Source organism: Vicinamibacterales bacterium, assembly GCA_036504215.1.
Taxonomy (GTDB): Bacteria; Acidobacteriota; Vicinamibacteria; order Vicinamibacterales; family Fen-181; genus FEN-299.
In genome coordinates, this window is sequence record DASXVO010000037.1 from 41918 (window position 1) to 57462 (window position 15545).

13 protein-coding genes are annotated in these 15545 nt (G+C 68.1%); 9 read left to right on the forward strand and 4 right to left on the reverse strand.

The features are described 5' to 3' along the window. The first annotated feature begins 487 nt into the window (after positions 1 to 487). On the forward strand, positions 488 to 1285 hold the full coding sequence (locus VGK32_10505) for a PEP-CTERM sorting domain-containing protein (GenBank protein ID HEY3382189.1): 798 nt from the start codon (positions 488 to 490) through the stop codon (positions 1283 to 1285). A gap of 402 nt (positions 1286 to 1687) precedes the next feature. Here VGK32_10505 and VGK32_10510 read toward each other — a convergent pair whose 3' ends face one another. Together VGK32_10510 and VGK32_10515 are read right to left on the reverse strand one after the other, a co-directional pair. Beyond that, positions 1688 to 3064 (reverse strand): HD domain-containing phosphohydrolase, encoded by a 1377-nt coding sequence (locus VGK32_10510; protein HEY3382190.1) that lies wholly within the window; start codon positions 3062 to 3064, stop codon positions 1688 to 1690. Between the two features lie 18 nt (positions 3065 to 3082). Further along, positions 3083 to 5272, reverse strand: a complete 2190-nt coding sequence (locus VGK32_10515; GenBank protein ID HEY3382191.1) for a HEAT repeat domain-containing protein — start codon at positions 5270 to 5272, stop codon at positions 3083 to 3085. A gap of 58 nt (positions 5273 to 5330) precedes the next feature. Here VGK32_10515 and VGK32_10520 point away from each other — a divergent pair, with 58 nt between their 5' ends. The 6 genes from VGK32_10520 (at position 5331) to tsaD (ending at position 11919) form a co-directional block, all read left to right on the forward strand. Beyond that, the gene (locus tag VGK32_10520) at positions 5331 to 6635 is read left to right on the forward strand and encodes a thymidine phosphorylase (protein HEY3382192.1); all 1305 of its coding nucleotides are present in this window, start codon (positions 5331 to 5333) and stop codon (positions 6633 to 6635) included. A 228-nt stretch (positions 6636 to 6863) separates the two neighbouring features. Continuing rightward, entirely contained in the window at positions 6864 to 8300 is a 1437-nt protein-coding gene (locus VGK32_10525) for a NupC/NupG family nucleoside CNT transporter (protein ID HEY3382193.1), read from the forward strand. 48 nt (positions 8301 to 8348) lie between these two features. Then, positions 8349 to 9191, forward strand: coding sequence for a purine-nucleoside phosphorylase (locus VGK32_10530; GenBank protein HEY3382194.1), 843 nt, complete (start codon positions 8349 to 8351; stop codon positions 9189 to 9191). Positions 9192 to 9292: 101 nt separating this feature from the next. Continuing rightward, positions 9293 to 9685 carry a cytidine deaminase gene (gene cdd, locus VGK32_10535; GenBank protein ID HEY3382195.1) on the forward strand — a complete coding sequence of 131 codons (393 nt, stop codon included), beginning with the start codon at positions 9293 to 9295 and terminating at the stop codon, positions 9683 to 9685. A 47-nt stretch (positions 9686 to 9732) separates the two neighbouring features. Beyond that, positions 9733 to 10779, forward strand: a complete 1047-nt coding sequence (gene mtnA, locus VGK32_10540) for an S-methyl-5-thioribose-1-phosphate isomerase (protein ID HEY3382196.1) — start codon at positions 9733 to 9735, stop codon at positions 10777 to 10779. Positions 10780 to 10851: 72 nt separating this feature from the next. Further along, positions 10852 to 11919: a tRNA (adenosine(37)-N6)-threonylcarbamoyltransferase complex transferase subunit TsaD gene (gene tsaD / locus VGK32_10545; GenBank protein ID HEY3382197.1), complete on the forward strand. Its 1068-nt coding sequence runs from the start codon at positions 10852 to 10854 to the stop codon at positions 11917 to 11919. A 14-nt stretch (positions 11920 to 11933) separates the two neighbouring features. On the opposite strand, the gene VGK32_10550 is transcribed toward tsaD, so the two are convergent. Both VGK32_10550 and VGK32_10555 read right to left on the reverse strand, forming a co-directional pair. Then, complete coding sequence (locus VGK32_10550; GenBank protein ID HEY3382198.1) at positions 11934 to 12356, reverse strand: secondary thiamine-phosphate synthase enzyme YjbQ; 423 nt, start codon at positions 12354 to 12356, stop codon at positions 11934 to 11936. Then, positions 12356 to 13849, reverse strand: a complete 1494-nt coding sequence (locus tag VGK32_10555) for an amino acid permease (GenBank protein ID HEY3382199.1) — start codon at positions 13847 to 13849, stop codon at positions 12356 to 12358. The genes VGK32_10550 and VGK32_10555 overlap by 1 nt, the downstream gene beginning before the upstream one ends. Positions 13850 to 13938: 89 nt before the next feature. Between VGK32_10555 and VGK32_10560 the strand changes: the two genes are divergently transcribed. Together VGK32_10560 and VGK32_10565 are read left to right on the forward strand one after the other, a co-directional pair. Next, positions 13939 to 14511 carry an HD domain-containing protein gene (locus VGK32_10560; protein ID HEY3382200.1) on the forward strand — a complete coding sequence of 191 codons (573 nt, stop codon included), beginning with the start codon at positions 13939 to 13941 and terminating at the stop codon, positions 14509 to 14511. A 15-nt stretch (positions 14512 to 14526) separates the two neighbouring features. After that, positions 14527 to 15504 (forward strand): ABC transporter ATP-binding protein, encoded by a 978-nt coding sequence (locus tag VGK32_10565; GenBank protein HEY3382201.1) that lies wholly within the window; start codon positions 14527 to 14529, stop codon positions 15502 to 15504. The last annotated feature ends 41 nt before the right edge of the window (positions 15505 to 15545 follow it).

Here is a 15545-nt window from a genome sequence, read left to right on the forward strand (position 1 = left end):
CGCCTGTTCGTGTTCGTCCTACTGCATCGCGGCCAGCGCGTCGAACGACGGGTCCGGAGGATCGGCGGAGCCGACGATCGAAGACGAGCGATTCGGGGCCGGCTCGACGTCCCAGAGATCCAGGTCGTACGCCAGATCGAACCGACCGGGTAGATTCCCATCAACTGGACGAATCGGCGCACCAGGTTCTGTTCGAACTCCGCCTGGCGCGGGCCATGTGTCGCGCCACGACCAGCCCAAGATTCCAACGTCCCGACGAGGCCGAGAACAAAAGGTACCCAAGGGCGAGACTTGTCGTGCGCAATCGGTGGGCCCGCCTGGCGTCGTCTCTCTCAGACCGTGTGACCATAAGCCTCCTATTTAACTAGATTTAGTTGGATGAGAGACCGTTCCGCGTGGTCCCACTGCTCAGGTGGCACGACACTGGCTTGAGGACAGAAGGCGCCCTCGTCTTGTTCGCCACCCTTGGTCTCAATCGTGAGGATTAATGATGAAGAGACTGTTCGCGTTGCTCGTCGCAATAGGACTCGCGTCCCTGTGCGGGACGGCTGAGGCCGCCACGATTACCCTCAACGGCACGGTTGCGGTCAGCATCGGTGCGATCGGCTCATCGGCTCAGGCAAGCGTCGGCTCAGGTTCCTGGGTGGCCAACGGGACGAATAAGTCTGAGCTCTACATGACCCCAGCCATGCTCTTTGGGGCCGGGTCGAACTTCAAGATCAGTGACATCGCTGGCTTCAGCTGGAGCACGTTCAAAGCCACGACGGGAGGCTCTGCCCCGGACTGGTACCTGACCCTCTACACGACAACCGACACTGTCGGCGACGACGCCACTTGGTACGGCCGCAGGCTCACCTTCGAGGGGCTCTACGCGAACAACTTCAGCACGCCTGCCAACACGTGGAACACGTATCAGTCTGGCGCCGGCACGAACCAGGTCACGATGTACGACGGTAAGCGCGGCGGAAATCTGGGCTTCTACGGCGGTCCGACGCTCGCCGCAGTGCAGGCCGGTATCATCGACTGGGGTGCCTACCAGAACAGCGGCACCACGCAGCAGGTCGACTACAGCGGCGAGTACGTGAAGTACATCGTCCTGTCCACCGGCAATCCTTGGGCGAATGGCTTCACGGGCTATCTCGATGATTTCAACATCTCGCTGAATGGTGGCGCGTCCGCCCGAGTCGATCTCGAGCCCAACCCCGTTCCCGAGCCGGCGAGTCTCACACTCCTTGGCGTCGGTCTGGCCGGTGTGGCGCGTTTGGCTCGGCGGCGAAAGAGGTAGGCTGCAACGCGCGATTGCTGCCGTTCATATTCAAGCCGTGTTCGACGATGGCCGCCTGGATCATTGGGCGGCCATTTTTCTGGGCTGTGCCTCGAGTTGCCGATCAGGCAAGGTTTGGTGCGAGCACCTCGTTGGTCGCGGGTGTGGGCGCCGACGCCGACGGAGTGGGGCGGGTCTCGCGCCGCTCGGCGCTGTCCTGGCGAAGCCTCCCGGCGGCGGCTCTCCGTCCCCTGATAGGCCGCGGGCGGAGAGGACGGGGTGGAGCCCCCATACCCCCACGGCCAGATCACCAGGCCGCCGCCGTCCGGCTCGGGGCCCTGACGAACGTGGGCGGTCTACGCCGTGCTTTGCGAGACCCGCCCCGCTCCGTCGGCGGCCGTCGCGCGCCTGTGCCAGTTCGTCCTACTGCATCGCGGCCAGCGCGTCGAACGACGGGTCTGGAGGATCGGCGGAGCCGACGATCGAAGACGAGCGGTTCGGGGCCGGCTCGACGTCCCAGAGATCCAGGTCGTACGCCAGATCGAACCGGTGGCCGTCGGCGGCGAAGAGCACCCGCACGCGCGGCCGGTGCGGATCGGGGGGGTAGGGCTTGAGCACGACGCCGATGGCGCCGGTGTTGAGACGCACGACCGAACCGACCGGGTAGATTCCCATCAACTGGACGAATCGGCGCACCAGGTTCTGTTCGAACTCGGCGCCCTCGTTGCGCTCGAGCACGGCCAGGATGCGATCGTGCGGGTAGGCCTGCTGGTAATTGCGCTTCGATCGCATGGCGTCGTAGACATCCGCGATCGTGCACAGCATCGTGCACAGGTTGAGGCCGTTGCGCGTGACGCCCTCGGGGTAGCCGGTGCCGTTCAGACGCAGGTGGTGCTCGAACGCGACGATCGCGGCCAGCGGCGCGATGTCCGCGGACCGGCGGAGGATCTCGGCCCCGTCGATGGGGTGGCGCCGCATGATCGCCAGCTCGCGGTCGTCGAGCGCGGTCGTCTTCGTGAGGATCTCCGCGGGCGTTCGCACCTTGCCGATGTCGTGCATCAACCCGGCGACGCCGAATTCCCGCAGCAGCGTCCCGTCGATGCCGAGCCCGCGCGCCTGCGCCATCACGAGCACGGACACGTTCACCATGTGTGTGAACGTGTAGCGGTCGGCGCTGCGGACCGCGGTGAGCGCCAGCAGCGCGCTGCGGTTCTGCGTGACGGCCTGCGCGAGGTCTCGGACCACGGGCTGGATCTCGGCGCAGCCGGACGCGGCGTCGCGCCCGGCGGCCTCCCAGGCCGCCTGCGCGGCAGTGGTCGCCTGCGCGTACAGGCGCCGGATCGTGACCATGTCCGCCAGGCTGGTCTCCACGTCCTGCTCGACGCGCACGAGGCCCACGCGGACGTGAGGCAGGTCGGCCCACGGCGCCTCGTCGGACGCATTGATCTGCAGGCGCTGACAGATCCCGTTGACCGCGGCTACCAACTCCTCGGGCGTCGCGCCGCGCTCGACCGTGATCCGCTCGATCCCGCGAGCCTTCAGCCGCTCGAACAGTTCGCCCAGGATCTTCGCGCCGTCGGGGAGCGGCAGGTCGTCCACGACCAGCTCGTCTGCCACCAGTGCCAGCGACACGGCCGGCAGGTCGGTCAGCAATCGGGCGACCACGTCCGCGAATGCGTTGATGTTTCGGACGACGAGGGGATGCCCGGGAGCATAGAGCTGCGCGCCCCGCAGCGCGGCGGCGAAGCGGCGCACCAGTTCGTCGATCAAGGCGTGGCGGCGTGTCAGTTGGTCGGCCATGACGCTTCGTGTCCGGAACTACTCCTTCAAATAGGCCCTGGCGATGCGGCGCACACCAAACCCGCCGCTCGTCGCCGCTTCCCTCAGGGCGTCGAGCGCGGCGGCCGTCTTCATGCGTCCAAGGGCGGCGGCGGCCGCCGTCCGCACCTCGCGGGTGGCGAACGGGGTCCACCAGCGACCCATGTGGAGCGCCTCGGTGAGGACCGCCACGGCGTCAGGTCCGCCTAGCGCGCCAAGCCGGGACAGCGCGCTCAAATACACCTCGCGGAGCGGGCCACGCGCGTCGCAGGTGCGCACGATGTGGCAGAAGAGCGGCGTGGCGCGATGGTCGCGCGTGGAGTCCATTTCCTGCGCCACGGCAGCCCGCACCCGCCCGGTATCCGATAGCAGCACGCGCTCGAGCAGACCGAACGCCTCGTCGCTGGCGATGGCGATGAGCGCCCGCACCGCGTCGCGCTGAACGGTCGGGTCCGCGTCGTTCAGCATCTCCTCGAGCACGACGGTGGCCTCGTGGCCGCCGAACGAGCGAAGCAACTGGACCGCCGTCCGGCGCACGCTCGGCAGCGGTGACTGCCGCAGTTGGTCCACGGAGTGCCGGCCGTCGGCGCCGAATGCCAGGAGGAGATCCGTCATGCGCTGGCGCGCGCGGGCCCGGCCGTCGGCCGACAGCGTCTCGGCCAGGCGCGGGATCAGCGACGGGCCAATCGCGGTACACATCGCCATGATCTCGGTGAACTCGTCGTCGCGCGCGGTGTTGAGGTGGAACGCGAGCTGCGGCATCATCTGGCCCGCCACGAGCGTCTCGATGGCGGCGGCGGCGGGCTGGGCGCGCGGCGAGGCGTCGCGGGCGTGCGCGGACAGCGCCTCGGCGAGCTGTCGGGCTCCGGCGAAGTCGCCGATGGCCACCAGGTCGTCGGTGCCCGTGACGACGATCGCGGCCAGTTCCCGCCAGCGATCGAGGTCGGTTTCGACGGCCAGCAGATCGAGCAGGAGCCGCAAGTCGAGCCTTCGGACGGCAACGTCGCTGACGCTCTTGAGCCAGGCCGAGATCCGTTCCGGCGGATCGTCCCTCACGTGCTCGAGCTCGAGCGCACGGGCTCGCGCCGCGGTCATCTCCTGGTCGTAGGAGTCCGACACCCACGCGGCGTCGTTGTACGACACCAGCATCTCTTCGACGTGGGACCACATCTGGTCGAAGTCGGGCTCGGATCCGAGCGCCGAGGCCTCGAGCTCCACGCGTGCGCGCCGGGCGACGCTCTCGCGCCGCTGTGCGTCGGGCACGAGCGCCCGGAAGGCGTCGGCCAGCCGGGCGGTGCCTCCGTGCTCGGCGGCGACGGTTCGGGCGACCAGGCGGGCCACGGTCGATTCGGTGATCCTGTCGGTGACTTGCGCCGCGAACTGGGCCTCTTCTTCGTTGGTCGCACCGCGCGCCGCCAGCAGGTCGAGCACGAATGCCGGGGAGAGGCGGCTGGTGGCGCCAGCCATGTTGTCGAGCGCCTTGTCGAGGCCACCGGGATCGTGGCGCATGAAGAACCCCTTGACGCCCCGCATCGCGCGCAGGAGGCCGCTGGTGCGCGCGCGCAGGTCGTGATCGGGATGGGCCTGTTCGGACTGCGCGAAGAACTCGCCGAGCCGGTCCGGATCGCCCGCAATCTCGGTCAGCGCGCGGAGCGTCTCCTCGTCGAGGTCGAGCGCGTCCGATCGCAGGCAGCGCGCGATGATGACGTCCCAGGACGCCCGCTCGCCCGACAGGCGCTCGCGGACGATGCTGCTGTAGTCCAGCTCGGTCAGCTCGAGCCCGTACCCGCCGGCCGTCGTCCAGGCTCGGACGATGCCGCCCTTGGTTCGCAACTCGAGCGGATCGCGTCCGACCAGGCCGAGGAAGATCCGCCACGATCCGGCGTCCACGTCCGCGCCGACGACCAGTTCGCCGACGAGGTGGCCGTGGAGGAGCCGGGCAAACTCGGCAATGGCGGAATCGGGGCGTGCGGGCGCGCGGCCGCCGACCAGCAGGTTGTCGGGCAGCACCACCATCGAGAAGACCCCGTGCTCGGTGATGGAGGTCGCCACGCGGGCCAGGCGGCCGAGCGACTCCTCGATGGCCGGGTGCTCGGGCGGATAGAGGGCGAAAACCCGCGCCGCAGCTTTGCAGGCGCGGGCGAAGGCCGTCAGCTGGGCAGCGACGTCCGGGGCGAGAGCAGACTCCATCCTACCGGATTATCGGCGTGGGCCGGCCGAAGCTTGATATCGACTATACTTCCGCCCTATGCGTGTGACCGACATCATCCGGACCAAACGGGACGGCGGAGCGCTTTGCCGGGAGGAAATCGAGTTCTTCGTCGCCGGCGTCACCGACGGATCGCTGCCCGATTACCAGGCCTCGGCGCTGCTCATGGCCGTCGTCTTGCGGGGGATGACGCCGGAGGAGACCTCGTGGCTGACCGATGCGATGGTCCGGTCCGGAATCAAGGTCGATCTGTCGAGAATCCCGGGCATCAAGGTCGACAAGCACAGCACTGGTGGCGTGGGCGACAAGGCGTCGCTCATCCTCGCGCCGCTCGCGGCGGCATGCGGGGTGAAAGTGCCGATGATGTCCGGCCGGGGGCTGGGTCACACCGGCGGCACGCTCGACAAGCTGCAGTCGATTGCCGGGTTCCGGGTGGACCTGTCGCTCGAGGAGTTCACCGCGGCGCTCGAGCAGACTGGCGTGGCGATGATCGGGCAGACCGGGCAGATTGCGCCCGCGGACAAGAAGCTGTACGCCCTGCGCGACGTGACGGCGACGGTCGAGAGCATCCCGCTCATCACGGCGTCGATCATGAGCAAGAAGATCGCCGAAGGGATCGACGCGCTCGTGCTCGACGTGAAGACCGGCCGCGGCGCCTTCATGAAGACGGTGGATGATTCGCGGCGGCTGGCGCGGTCGCTGGTGGACATCGGCAACCGCTCGGGCGTGCGCACCGAGGCGTTCATCACCGCGATGGACGCGCCGCTCGGCGCGGCCGTTGGCAATGCGCTCGAGGTGATCGAGTGCGTGGAGACGCTCAAGGGACGCGGCCCGAAGGACCTCGAGGATCTGTCGGTTCTTCTCGCGGCGCGCATGGTGCTGTTCGCCGGGATTGCCACGACGCCCGAGGAGGCCGAGCGGCGGGTGCGTGCCGCGCTGACGTCGGGCGCGGGAGTCGAGAAGTGGCGGGAGATCGTGGCGCAGCAGGGCGGCGACCCGCGGACGGTGGACGACTACTCGCGCATGCCGTCTGTGACGACGCGCCGGATGGTGACCGCGGACCGCGCGGGCTTCCTGTCGGTGCTCGACGCGGAACTGGTCGGACGCGCGGGGCTCGCGCTCGGTGCCGGCCGGAGCAGGGTGGACGACCAGGTGGATCCGGCGGTCGGTGCCGTCGTCTTCGCACATCCGGGTGACCGGCTGGCCAAGGGCGACCCCATTCTCGAGCTGCACTATCGCCGGGAACGCGACCTGCCGGCGGCGCTCGACCTGGTCGGGCGGGCGATTGAAATCAGCGAGGCAGCGCCGACGGTGCTGCCGCTGGTCATCGAAGAGGTGAAGTAGGAAGCGCCGAGCGGAGACCTGTGCCGATTGCCGGGGAAGCTGGGCGATCTGGCAAAGCGCAACTGCGGGGCCCACGGCTCGGCGGCGGAGCCGGCTCGGGAGGAGATACGCACACGGCTCGGGGTCATAAGCCGAGCCGGGAGGCGTGTCGCCGAGCGAGCGCAGTGAGTCGAGGGATGCGGCCGGTTGTCGTCGAAGCAGTGCGTTGACCGAGTTCAAGGAGTCATCGTGAGCAGAGCCAAATCCAAGCCGGTCGCGCCACCAAAGTCCCGCCGGACCGAATTCCTGATCGTCGCCGCGGCCGTCCTCATCGCCGTGCTCGCGGCGCTGGCGGCGCAGTTCGGCGGCATGCCACGGGCCCAGGCCGTGGTCGGGCTGGTCGTCATCCTCGGGATTGCGTACCTGGCCTCGACCGACCGGCGGGCGATTGACATCAAGACCGTAGCCTGGGGCCTTGGCCTTCAGATCGTGTTCGCGCTGCTCGTGCTGAAAACCGAGGCGGGGCAGGCTGTCTTCCAGAAGCTGAGCGAGGGCATCACCGCGCTGCTCGAGTTTGCCAGCGTCGGGTCGTCGTTCGTGTTCGGCCCGCTCGGCAACAAGCAGGCCTGGCCGAAGATCATGACGACGGTGCTCGGTCCCGAAGGGGCGCAGTACTCGACGATCTTCGCGTTCCAGGTGCTGCCGACGATCATCTTCATCGCGGCGTTGTTCGCGATCCTCTACTACTTCGGCGTGATGCAGTTCGTCGTTCGCATCTTCGCATGGGGCATGCGCCGGGTGATGAAGGCGAGCGGCGCGGAGTCGCTGAACGTCGCCGCCAGCATCTTCATGGGGCAGACCGAGGCGCCGCTGACGATCCGGCCGTACCTGCCGGAGATGACCGAGTCCGAGCTGATGACCGTGATGACGTCGGGGATGGCGCACATCTCGGGTGGCATCATGGCGGCCTACGTGCTGTTCGGCATCGATGCCAAGCACCTGCTGACCGCCGTCATCATGACGGCGCCGGGCACGCTGATGATGGCGAAGATGTTCGTGCCCGAGACCGACTCGCCGAAGACGATGGGCACGGTGAAGCTCGATGTGCCGAGGACGGACGTGAACGTGATCGACGCCGCCGGCCGGGGTACCGGGGAGGGCCTGCACCTGGCGCTCAACGTCGGGGCGATGCTCATCTCGTTCCTCGCGCTCGTGGCGCTCGTCAACGCGCTGCTCGGCGTCGTCGGCGGCTTCGCGGCGACGCAGTTCGGCATGACGTCGATCGCCAACCTGAGCCTGCAGCAGGTGCTGGGCTGGGCGTTCGCGCCGGTCGCATGGGCGATGGGCGTGACGTGGAAGGACTCGCAGATCATCGGGAACCTGCTCGGCACGCGCATGGTGCTGAACGAGTTCGTGGCGTATGCGAGCCTCGGGCAGTACGCCGGGGCGACCGCCATCCACGCGGCCGGACCGCTGTTCGGGCAGCTCGATGCGAAGTCGTTCACGATTGCGACGTTCGCGCTGTGCGGCTTCGCGAACTTCAGCTCGATTGGCATCCAGATCGGCGGCATCGGGGCGCTGGCGCCGAACCGGCGTCACGACCTGGCCCGCCTGGGACTGCGTGCGATGCTGGCCGGCACCCTGGCGAACTTCGTGACCGCGACCATCGCCGGGTTCCTGCTGTGAGAGCGGGCTCCTGAATTCTGACTCCTGGCTCCTTCTGAGAGGCAGCACATGGCCTACTACGAGCAGGCGGCGGACGCAGCGGCGTTCGTGAAGGGCAAGGCTGGCGCCATGCCAGACGTGGCGGTGGTCCTCGGTTCCGGCCTCGGCGATTTCGTCGAGCGGGTGAGGCACGCGGTGATCCTGCCGTACGGCCAGATCCCCAATTGGCCGCCGTCGGGCGTCGTCGGTCATGCCGGCCAGTTGGTGCTCGGTGAGTTGTGCGGGAAACGTGTGGCGGTGCTCGCCGGCCGCGCCCACTACTACGAGGGCCACGACCTGAAGCGTTCGACGTTTCCAATCCGAGTGCTCGGGTTGCTCGGCGTCAAGACGGTGATCCTGACGAACGCGGCGGGCGGAATCAACACGGCCTTCGAATCGGGCGCGCTGATGGTGATCGACGATCACATCAACCTGATGGGCACCAACCCTCTCGTGGGGCCGAACGACGACAGGTTCGGTCCCCGGTTCCCGGACATGACCGACGCGTATTCGAAGCGCCTGCGGGCGATTGCGGATGCGGCGGCGCGGGCGCGCGGCGTGACAGTGGCCCACGGGGTGTACGCGGCGCTGCACGGCCCGAGCTACGAGACGCCGGCCGAGATCCGGTATCTGCGGGCGATCGGGGCCGACGCGGTCGGGATGTCCACGGCGCCCGAGACGATCGTGGCCCGCCACATGGGCATCGAGGTCCTGGCGATCTCCTGCATCACCAACATGGCGGCCGGCGTGCTCGACGCGCCGCTGAACCACGCCGAGGTGATGGCGACCGCGGCGCGCGTGAAGGACCAGTTCATCGCGCTGCTCGAAGGAGTGATTGAAGGAGTCGGGGCTGACGCAGTCAGTCTGGGCTGACGGGGGTCAGTCGAAGATCCAAGTCAGTCGATGACACTTGTCGGTCGGAGGACGGGCGGATCAGTCGGGGCTGGGCTGGGCCGCGAGGAGAGAACGTGGATATGGTTGATCCTCTGGTGAGAGCGGCGCGTGAGGCGCGGGAGCGTGCCCGCGCGACGTTCTCGCACTTCAAGGTCGGGGCCGCGCTCGAGACCGCGGACGGCCAGATCATCACCGGCTGCAACATCGAGAACGCCACGTACGGGCTGACGCTCTGCGCGGAACGCGTCGCCATGTTCAAGGCCCTCTCGGAGGGTCACGACACCTTCCGCCGCGTGGCCGTCGTCGCCGACACCGGTCAGCCGACGCCGCCGTGCGGCCCATGCCGCCAGATCCTCTGGGAGTTCGCAGGCGACATCGAGGTCGTCCTCGCCAACCTCACCGAAGAGAAGGGCCGCTACCGGCTCAAGGATCTGCTGCCGATGCCGTTCGATGCCAGGAGCCTGGAAACGTAGCGGAAGAAGGCGCTCAGTGCTCAGTACTTTTCAGTATCATTGGTTCTATGCTTCCAACCGTCGCGTGGCAGGACGATGTCGTGGTCATGATCGATCAGCGCAAGTTGCCGGGCGCTGAGGTGTACGTGAAATGCCGGACCGCGGCCGAGGTGGCCCGCGCGATCAAGACGATGGTCATTCGCGGGGCTCCGGCAATCGGCGTGTCGGCGGCGATGGGCATCGCGCTCGGCATGCGGAAGAGCAAGGCCACGGGCACGGGCCGCTTCACGGCGGAGTTCCAGAAGACGTGCGACCTGCTGGCGGCGACCCGGCCGACCGCCGTCAACCTCTTCTGGGCGATCGACCGGATGAAGAAGTGCTTCGCCTCGGCGGCGCAGGCTGGCGCCTCGGTGGACGAGATCAAGTTGAAGCTCGCCGCGGAGGCCCGCGCCATCCACGACGAGGACATCGAGTTCTGCCGCGCGATGGGGCGGTTCGGCGCCGACCTGGTCCCCGCCACGGCGCGTATCCTGACGCACTGCAACGCCGGCGCGCTCGCGACCGCCGGCTACGGCACGGCGCTCGGCGTCATCCGCGGGGCCGTGGAGCAGGGCAAGACGATCAGCGTGTTCGCGGACGAAACGCGGCCGTTCCTCCAGGGCGCGCGGCTGACGGCCTGGGAACTCACGCACGACGGCATCGACACGACGGTCATCACCGACAACATGGCGGCCACCTTCATGCGCCAGGGTCTCCTCGACCTGGTCGTCGTCGGCGCCGACCGCATCGCGGCCAACGGTGACGTGGCGAACAAGGTGGGAACATACGGCGTGGCCGTGCTGGCGCACGTGCACGGCATCCCGTTCTACGTGGCGGCGCCGAGCTCGACGATCGACCTCGCCACGGCCGATGGGTCCGGCATTCCGATCGAGGAGCGCCCCATCCGCGAGGTGACCCACGTAGGCACGACCCGGCTGACACCGGAACAGGCGAAGGTCCGGAACCCGGCCTTCGATGTGACACCGAACACATACGTGACGGCGATCATCACGGAGCGCGGCGTGTGGCGCGCCCCGTACGACGAAACGCTGAGGCAGGCGATGGTCGGTCGGTGATACTGGTCAGGCGAAGGCGCGGGTCGGTCGAAGATGCCGCTCCGGCTGAGAAGCGTCGGTTCCGACTTCCCAATGTTGATCCTTGGTATCGAGAGTTCGTGCGACGAGACGGCGGCCGCGGTCGTGGAGGAAACCGACGACGTGGCGCGGCCGTGGGTGATCCGGTCGAGCGCGGTCGCCTCGCAGGTGGACATCCATCGCGAGTGGGGCGGCGTCGTTCCCGAGATCGCGTCGCGCCAGCACGTGCGCGACATCTGCGGCGTGGTCGAACGCGCCATGTCGGACGCGCGGATCGCGCTGACGGATCTCGATGCGGTGGCGGTCACGCAAGGCCCGGGCCTCGTCGGCTCGCTGCTCGTCGGCGTGTCGTTCGCCAAGTCGCTCGCGGCGACGATCGAGCGCCCGCTGATCCCGGTCCACCACCTGGCCGGCCACATCGAGTCGCTCTTCCTCGACAACGGTCCGCTGCCGCTCCCGGCCGTCGTTCTCGTGGTCTCCGGCGGCCACACCAGCCTGTACCTGGTTCCCGCGCCCGGCGTCTACCGCCGGCTCGCGCGCACCCGTGACGATGCGGCGGGGGAGGCCTACGACAAGGTCGCCAGGTTGCTGGGCCTCGGGTATCCGGGTGGGCCGATTATCGACGCGCTGGCGCGCGAGGGCGACGACCGCGCGATCCCGTTCCCGGCGACGCGCATCACCCATCGCGATCGCAACGCGCCCGAGGCCGCGGGCCGGTTCGACTTCAGTTTCAGCGGGATCAAGACCGCGGTGCTGCGGCACGTGAGAGGGCGGGCGGGGGATGCGACCGACATCGCGTCGGTCTTCTCGCCGAAGGAGCGCGCCGACATCTGCGCCAGCTTCCAGCGGGTGGTCGTCGAGGCGCTGCTCGATCGGTTGTTCGAGGCCGCCTGGAGGTCCGGCGCGCGGAGCGTGGGAATCGCAGGCGGCGTGTCGGCGAACAGCCGGCTCAGGAAGGACGCCGCCACCCGCGGCGAGGAACTCGCCTTGCCGGTCTACCTGCCGACGCTCGCGCTCTCGACCGACAACGCCGCGATGATTGCCGCGGCCGGCCTGCGCCGTTTCCACGAAGGCGTTCGCGCGGGCTGGGACCTCAACGCGGACCCCGCGCTGGCACTATAGGCGACCGACCAGCGTCAGCTCCGACTTTCCCCCATCACCTTCACGACGACCCGCTTCTTCCGCCGGCCGTCGAATTCCGCGTAGAAGACCTGCTCCCACGGGCCGAGGTCGAGCTTGCCGTTCGTGATCGGCAGCATCACCTGGTGGCCCATCAGCGTCCGCTTCAGGTGCGCGTCCGCGTTGGTCTCCCCGGTCTGGTGATGCCGGTAGTTGCGCCCCGAGGGCGCCAGCTTCTCGAGCCACTCGCCGAAGTCGGCAATCAGGCCGTCCTCCCAGTCGTTCACGTAGACGCCCGACGTGATGTGCATCGCCGACACGAGCACCATGCCCTCGCCGACCCCGCTCCGCCGGACGATGTCCGCCACCTCGTCGGTGATGCGCACCATCTCCCGCTCCTCGCGGGTGTTGAAGAAGAGGTAGTCGGTGAAGACCTTCATCACACCTCCCGACGGCGCCAAAGGAAATACACCGGCACGCCGAGCAGCACGATGACGAGGCCCGGCCAGGTCGTGGACGTGCGGTACGCGAACAGCACCACCAGCAGCGTCGTCGCTCCGACGATGTAGAGGGCCGGCACCACCGGGTAGCCGAACGCCTTGTACGGCCGGTCGGCGTCCGGGCGCGTCGCCCGGAGGCGGAAGATCCCGCCGATCGTCAGGATGTAGAAGATGAACGCCGCCGAGATCACGTAGTCGAGCAGATCGTTGTAGAGGCTGCCGTACGTCTTGGTCGCCGGGTTGTACGTGCGCGGCAGCACCAGGAGCGCCGCCCAGATTCCCTGCAGCAGCAGCCCCCAGGCCGGCACCTTCGCCTGGTTGAGCCGCCCCGCCGCCTTGAAGAACACGCCGTCACGCGCCATCGCGAAGTACGCCCGCGCGCCGGCGAGGATCAGGCCGTTGTTGCAGCCGAACGTCGAGATGACGATGGCGATGGCCATGATCATGACGCCCAGGCCCGGGAACACGGTCTCGAGGCCTGCCGTGGCCACGCGGTCGGCCGGGGCGTGTTGAATGGCGCCGAGCGGCAGCATCACGAGGTAGGCGAGATTCGCGAGCAGGTAGAGCCCGATGACGACCGACGTGCCGATCGCCAGCGACAGCGGGATGTTGCGTCGCGGGTTCTTGACCTCGCCCGCGGTGAACGTGATGTTGTTCCAGGCGTCCGACGAGAAGAGCGACCCGGTCTGGACGACGCAGACGGCCACGAACAGGCCGAAGACGCTCGTGGCATCGAGGCCCGGCACGATGGGCTCGAAGCCGCGTGGCGTCCAGAAATTGCCGAAGTTCTCGGCCACCGCACTCGCGTGCCATCCGATCAGCAGGCCGATGCCGATGAGCAGCGCGAGCGCCAGCGTCTTCGCGCTCGTGAAGACGTTCTGGATGATCCGGCCGTAGTCGAGGCCACGCGTATTCGTCCAGGTGAGCACGCCGATCAGGACCACGCCGACCAGTTGGGCCCGCGAGAGCGAGATCGCATAGCCGGTTGACACGTGCACGACGGGGATGATGAACACGTCATCGGAGATCCACGGGAACAGCACACCGAGGTACTTGGCGAACCCGACGGCGACCGCGGCGATCGTGCCGGTCTGGATCACCATGAACAGCGTCCAGCCGTAGAGGAACCCCCAGAGCGGAGAGAAGGCCTCCCGCAGGTAGACGTACTGTCCGCCGGCCCGCGGCATCATCGCCGCCAGCTCGCCGTACGAGAGGGCTGCAGTGATCGTCAGGACGCCTGTGACCAGCCAGGCCACGAGCAGCCACCCCGGGCTGCCGACGCGCCTCGCCATGTCAGCCGACACGATGAAGATGCCCGAGCCGATCATCGAGCCGACGACGACCATCGTCGAATCGAAGAGGCCCAGCCCACGTTTGAATTCGGTGTCGAGCGTCGTCGCCGTCGTCTGCTGCGCCTGAGGCGTACTGGCCATGGTCACCCGCTCCTTCGAGATAGCTCACCGCCGGTGTCCGGTCGCCGTGGTTGTCACCTGTCGGGGGGCGAATATATCATGGCGGGACCATGAACACTCCGACACGCGATGCGGCCTGGGCCCTGTTGACCGAATACACGCAGAACGAGGCGTTGCGCAAGCACGCGCTGGCGGTGGAGGCGGCCGTCCGCTACTACGCCCGGTCGTTCGGCGAGAACGAGGAGGAATGGGGCGCCGTGGCGCTCCTCCACGACTTCGACTACGAGCGGTATCCGACGCTCGAGGACCACCCGTTTCGCGGCGCCGAGGTCCTGCGCGAGAAGGGATACCCCGAGTGGGTCGTCCGTGCCGTGTTGTCGCATGCCGACCACACCAATACCCCGCGAGCATCGCGCCTCGAGCACACGCTGTTCGCGTGCGACGAGATGGCGGGTTTCGTCACCGCGGCCTCCCTCGTGCGGCCGTCGAAGAGTGTCCTCGATCTCGAGGCCTCGTCGGTCGTCAAGCGGATGAAGGACAAGGCGTTCGCCCGTGCCGTGAAGCGAGAGGATCTGAAGAAGGGTGCGGAAGAGCTCGGTCTGCCGCTCGCGGACCACATCACCAACGTCATCGCCGGGATGCGGGAGCACGCGGACGCGCTCGGCCTCAGGGGCAGCCTGTGACCTCCGGCGGCCCGCGTGGCCAGAACCAATACGCTTCACGCTTCGTATCTGGTAAGTGACATGGCCGAGCCGTATCTCAACACCGTTGTCGAACTGAAGAACGTGAGCGTGGCGTACGGGAAGAACGCCGCGCTGCGCGAGGTGACCGCGTCGTTCCCGGCCGGGGCCATCGGCCTGCTTGGGCCGAACGGCGCCGGCAAGAGCACGATGCTCAAGGCCCTCCTCGGGTTCCTCGTGCCGACCGAGGGCGACATGACGGTGCTCGGCCTGAACGTCGCCCGGGCGCCCCTCGAAATCCGCTCCCGCCTCGGGTACATGCCCGAGACCGACGGACACATCCCCGGCATGAACGCCGTGTCATTCGTGGCCTACTGCGGCCAGTTGGCCGGTCTGCCCGCCGTCGACGCGATGCAGCGCGCGCACGAGGTGCTCTACTACGTGGGCCTCGGCGAGGCCCGGTACCGCAACGTCGAGACGTATTCGACCGGGATGAAGCAGCGCATCAAGCTCGCGCAGGCGTTGGTGCACGATCCGGACCTGCTCTTCCTCGACGAGCCGACCAACGGCATGGATCCGAAGGGGCGCGACGAGATGCTCGAGCTCGTGCGCGACCTCGCACACGAGAAGCAGATCAACCTGATCCTGTCGTCGCACCTGCTTCCCGATGTCGAGTTCACGTGCGACCGCGTGGTCGTGCTCGACAAGGGACGCGTCGTCGCGCAGGGCCCGATCGACGACCTGAAGGGGCCGCGCGGGCAGGTCTTCGAGATGCGCATCAAGGGCGACCGGCACGCGTTCGCGGCGACGCTGGCCGCCGCGGGCCTCGAGTGCCACGAGACGGACGAAGACGTGATGCGCGTGTTCGCGCCGGCAGAAGAGGCCGCGCGCGACCTGTTCGCGCTGGCGGCCCGGGAGAAGGTCCAGGTGCGCCACCTGCGCCCGAGCCTGCCGACGCTCGAGGACGTCTTCGCGAAGGCGGTCGGGGAAGAATGACGCAGGGGCGGTTTGAATACCGCCCCTGCGATCCGTGTTGA

What these genes read in the sequence shown, in the direction of transcription:
- VGK32_10520 (HEY3382192.1), top strand. Translation starts at nt 5,331, where the DNA reads ATGCGTGTGACCGACATCATCCGGACCAAACGGGACGGCGGAGCGCTT.
- VGK32_10515 (HEY3382191.1), bottom strand. Translation starts at nt 5,272, where the DNA reads ATGGAGTCTGCTCTCGCCCCGGACGTCGCTGCCCAGCTGACGGCCTTC.
- cdd (HEY3382195.1), top strand. Translation starts at nt 9,293, where the DNA reads ATGGTTGATCCTCTGGTGAGAGCGGCGCGTGAGGCGCGGGAGCGTGCC.
- VGK32_10550 (HEY3382198.1), bottom strand. Translation starts at nt 12,356, where the DNA reads ATGAAGGTCTTCACCGACTACCTCTTCTTCAACACCCGCGAGGAGCGG.
- VGK32_10555 (HEY3382199.1), bottom strand. Translation starts at nt 13,849, where the DNA reads ATGGCCAGTACGCCTCAGGCGCAGCAGACGACGGCGACGACGCTCGAC.
- VGK32_10560 (HEY3382200.1), top strand. Translation starts at nt 13,939, where the DNA reads ATGAACACTCCGACACGCGATGCGGCCTGGGCCCTGTTGACCGAATAC.
- tsaD (HEY3382197.1), top strand. Translation starts at nt 10,852, where the DNA reads ATGTTGATCCTTGGTATCGAGAGTTCGTGCGACGAGACGGCGGCCGCG.
- VGK32_10530 (HEY3382194.1), top strand. Translation starts at nt 8,349, where the DNA reads ATGGCCTACTACGAGCAGGCGGCGGACGCAGCGGCGTTCGTGAAGGGC.
- VGK32_10505 (HEY3382189.1), top strand. Translation starts at nt 488, where the DNA reads ATGATGAAGAGACTGTTCGCGTTGCTCGTCGCAATAGGACTCGCGTCC.
- VGK32_10510 (HEY3382190.1), bottom strand. Translation starts at nt 3,064, where the DNA reads ATGGCCGACCAACTGACACGCCGCCACGCCTTGATCGACGAACTGGTG.
- mtnA (HEY3382196.1), top strand. Translation starts at nt 9,733, where the DNA reads ATGCTTCCAACCGTCGCGTGGCAGGACGATGTCGTGGTCATGATCGAT.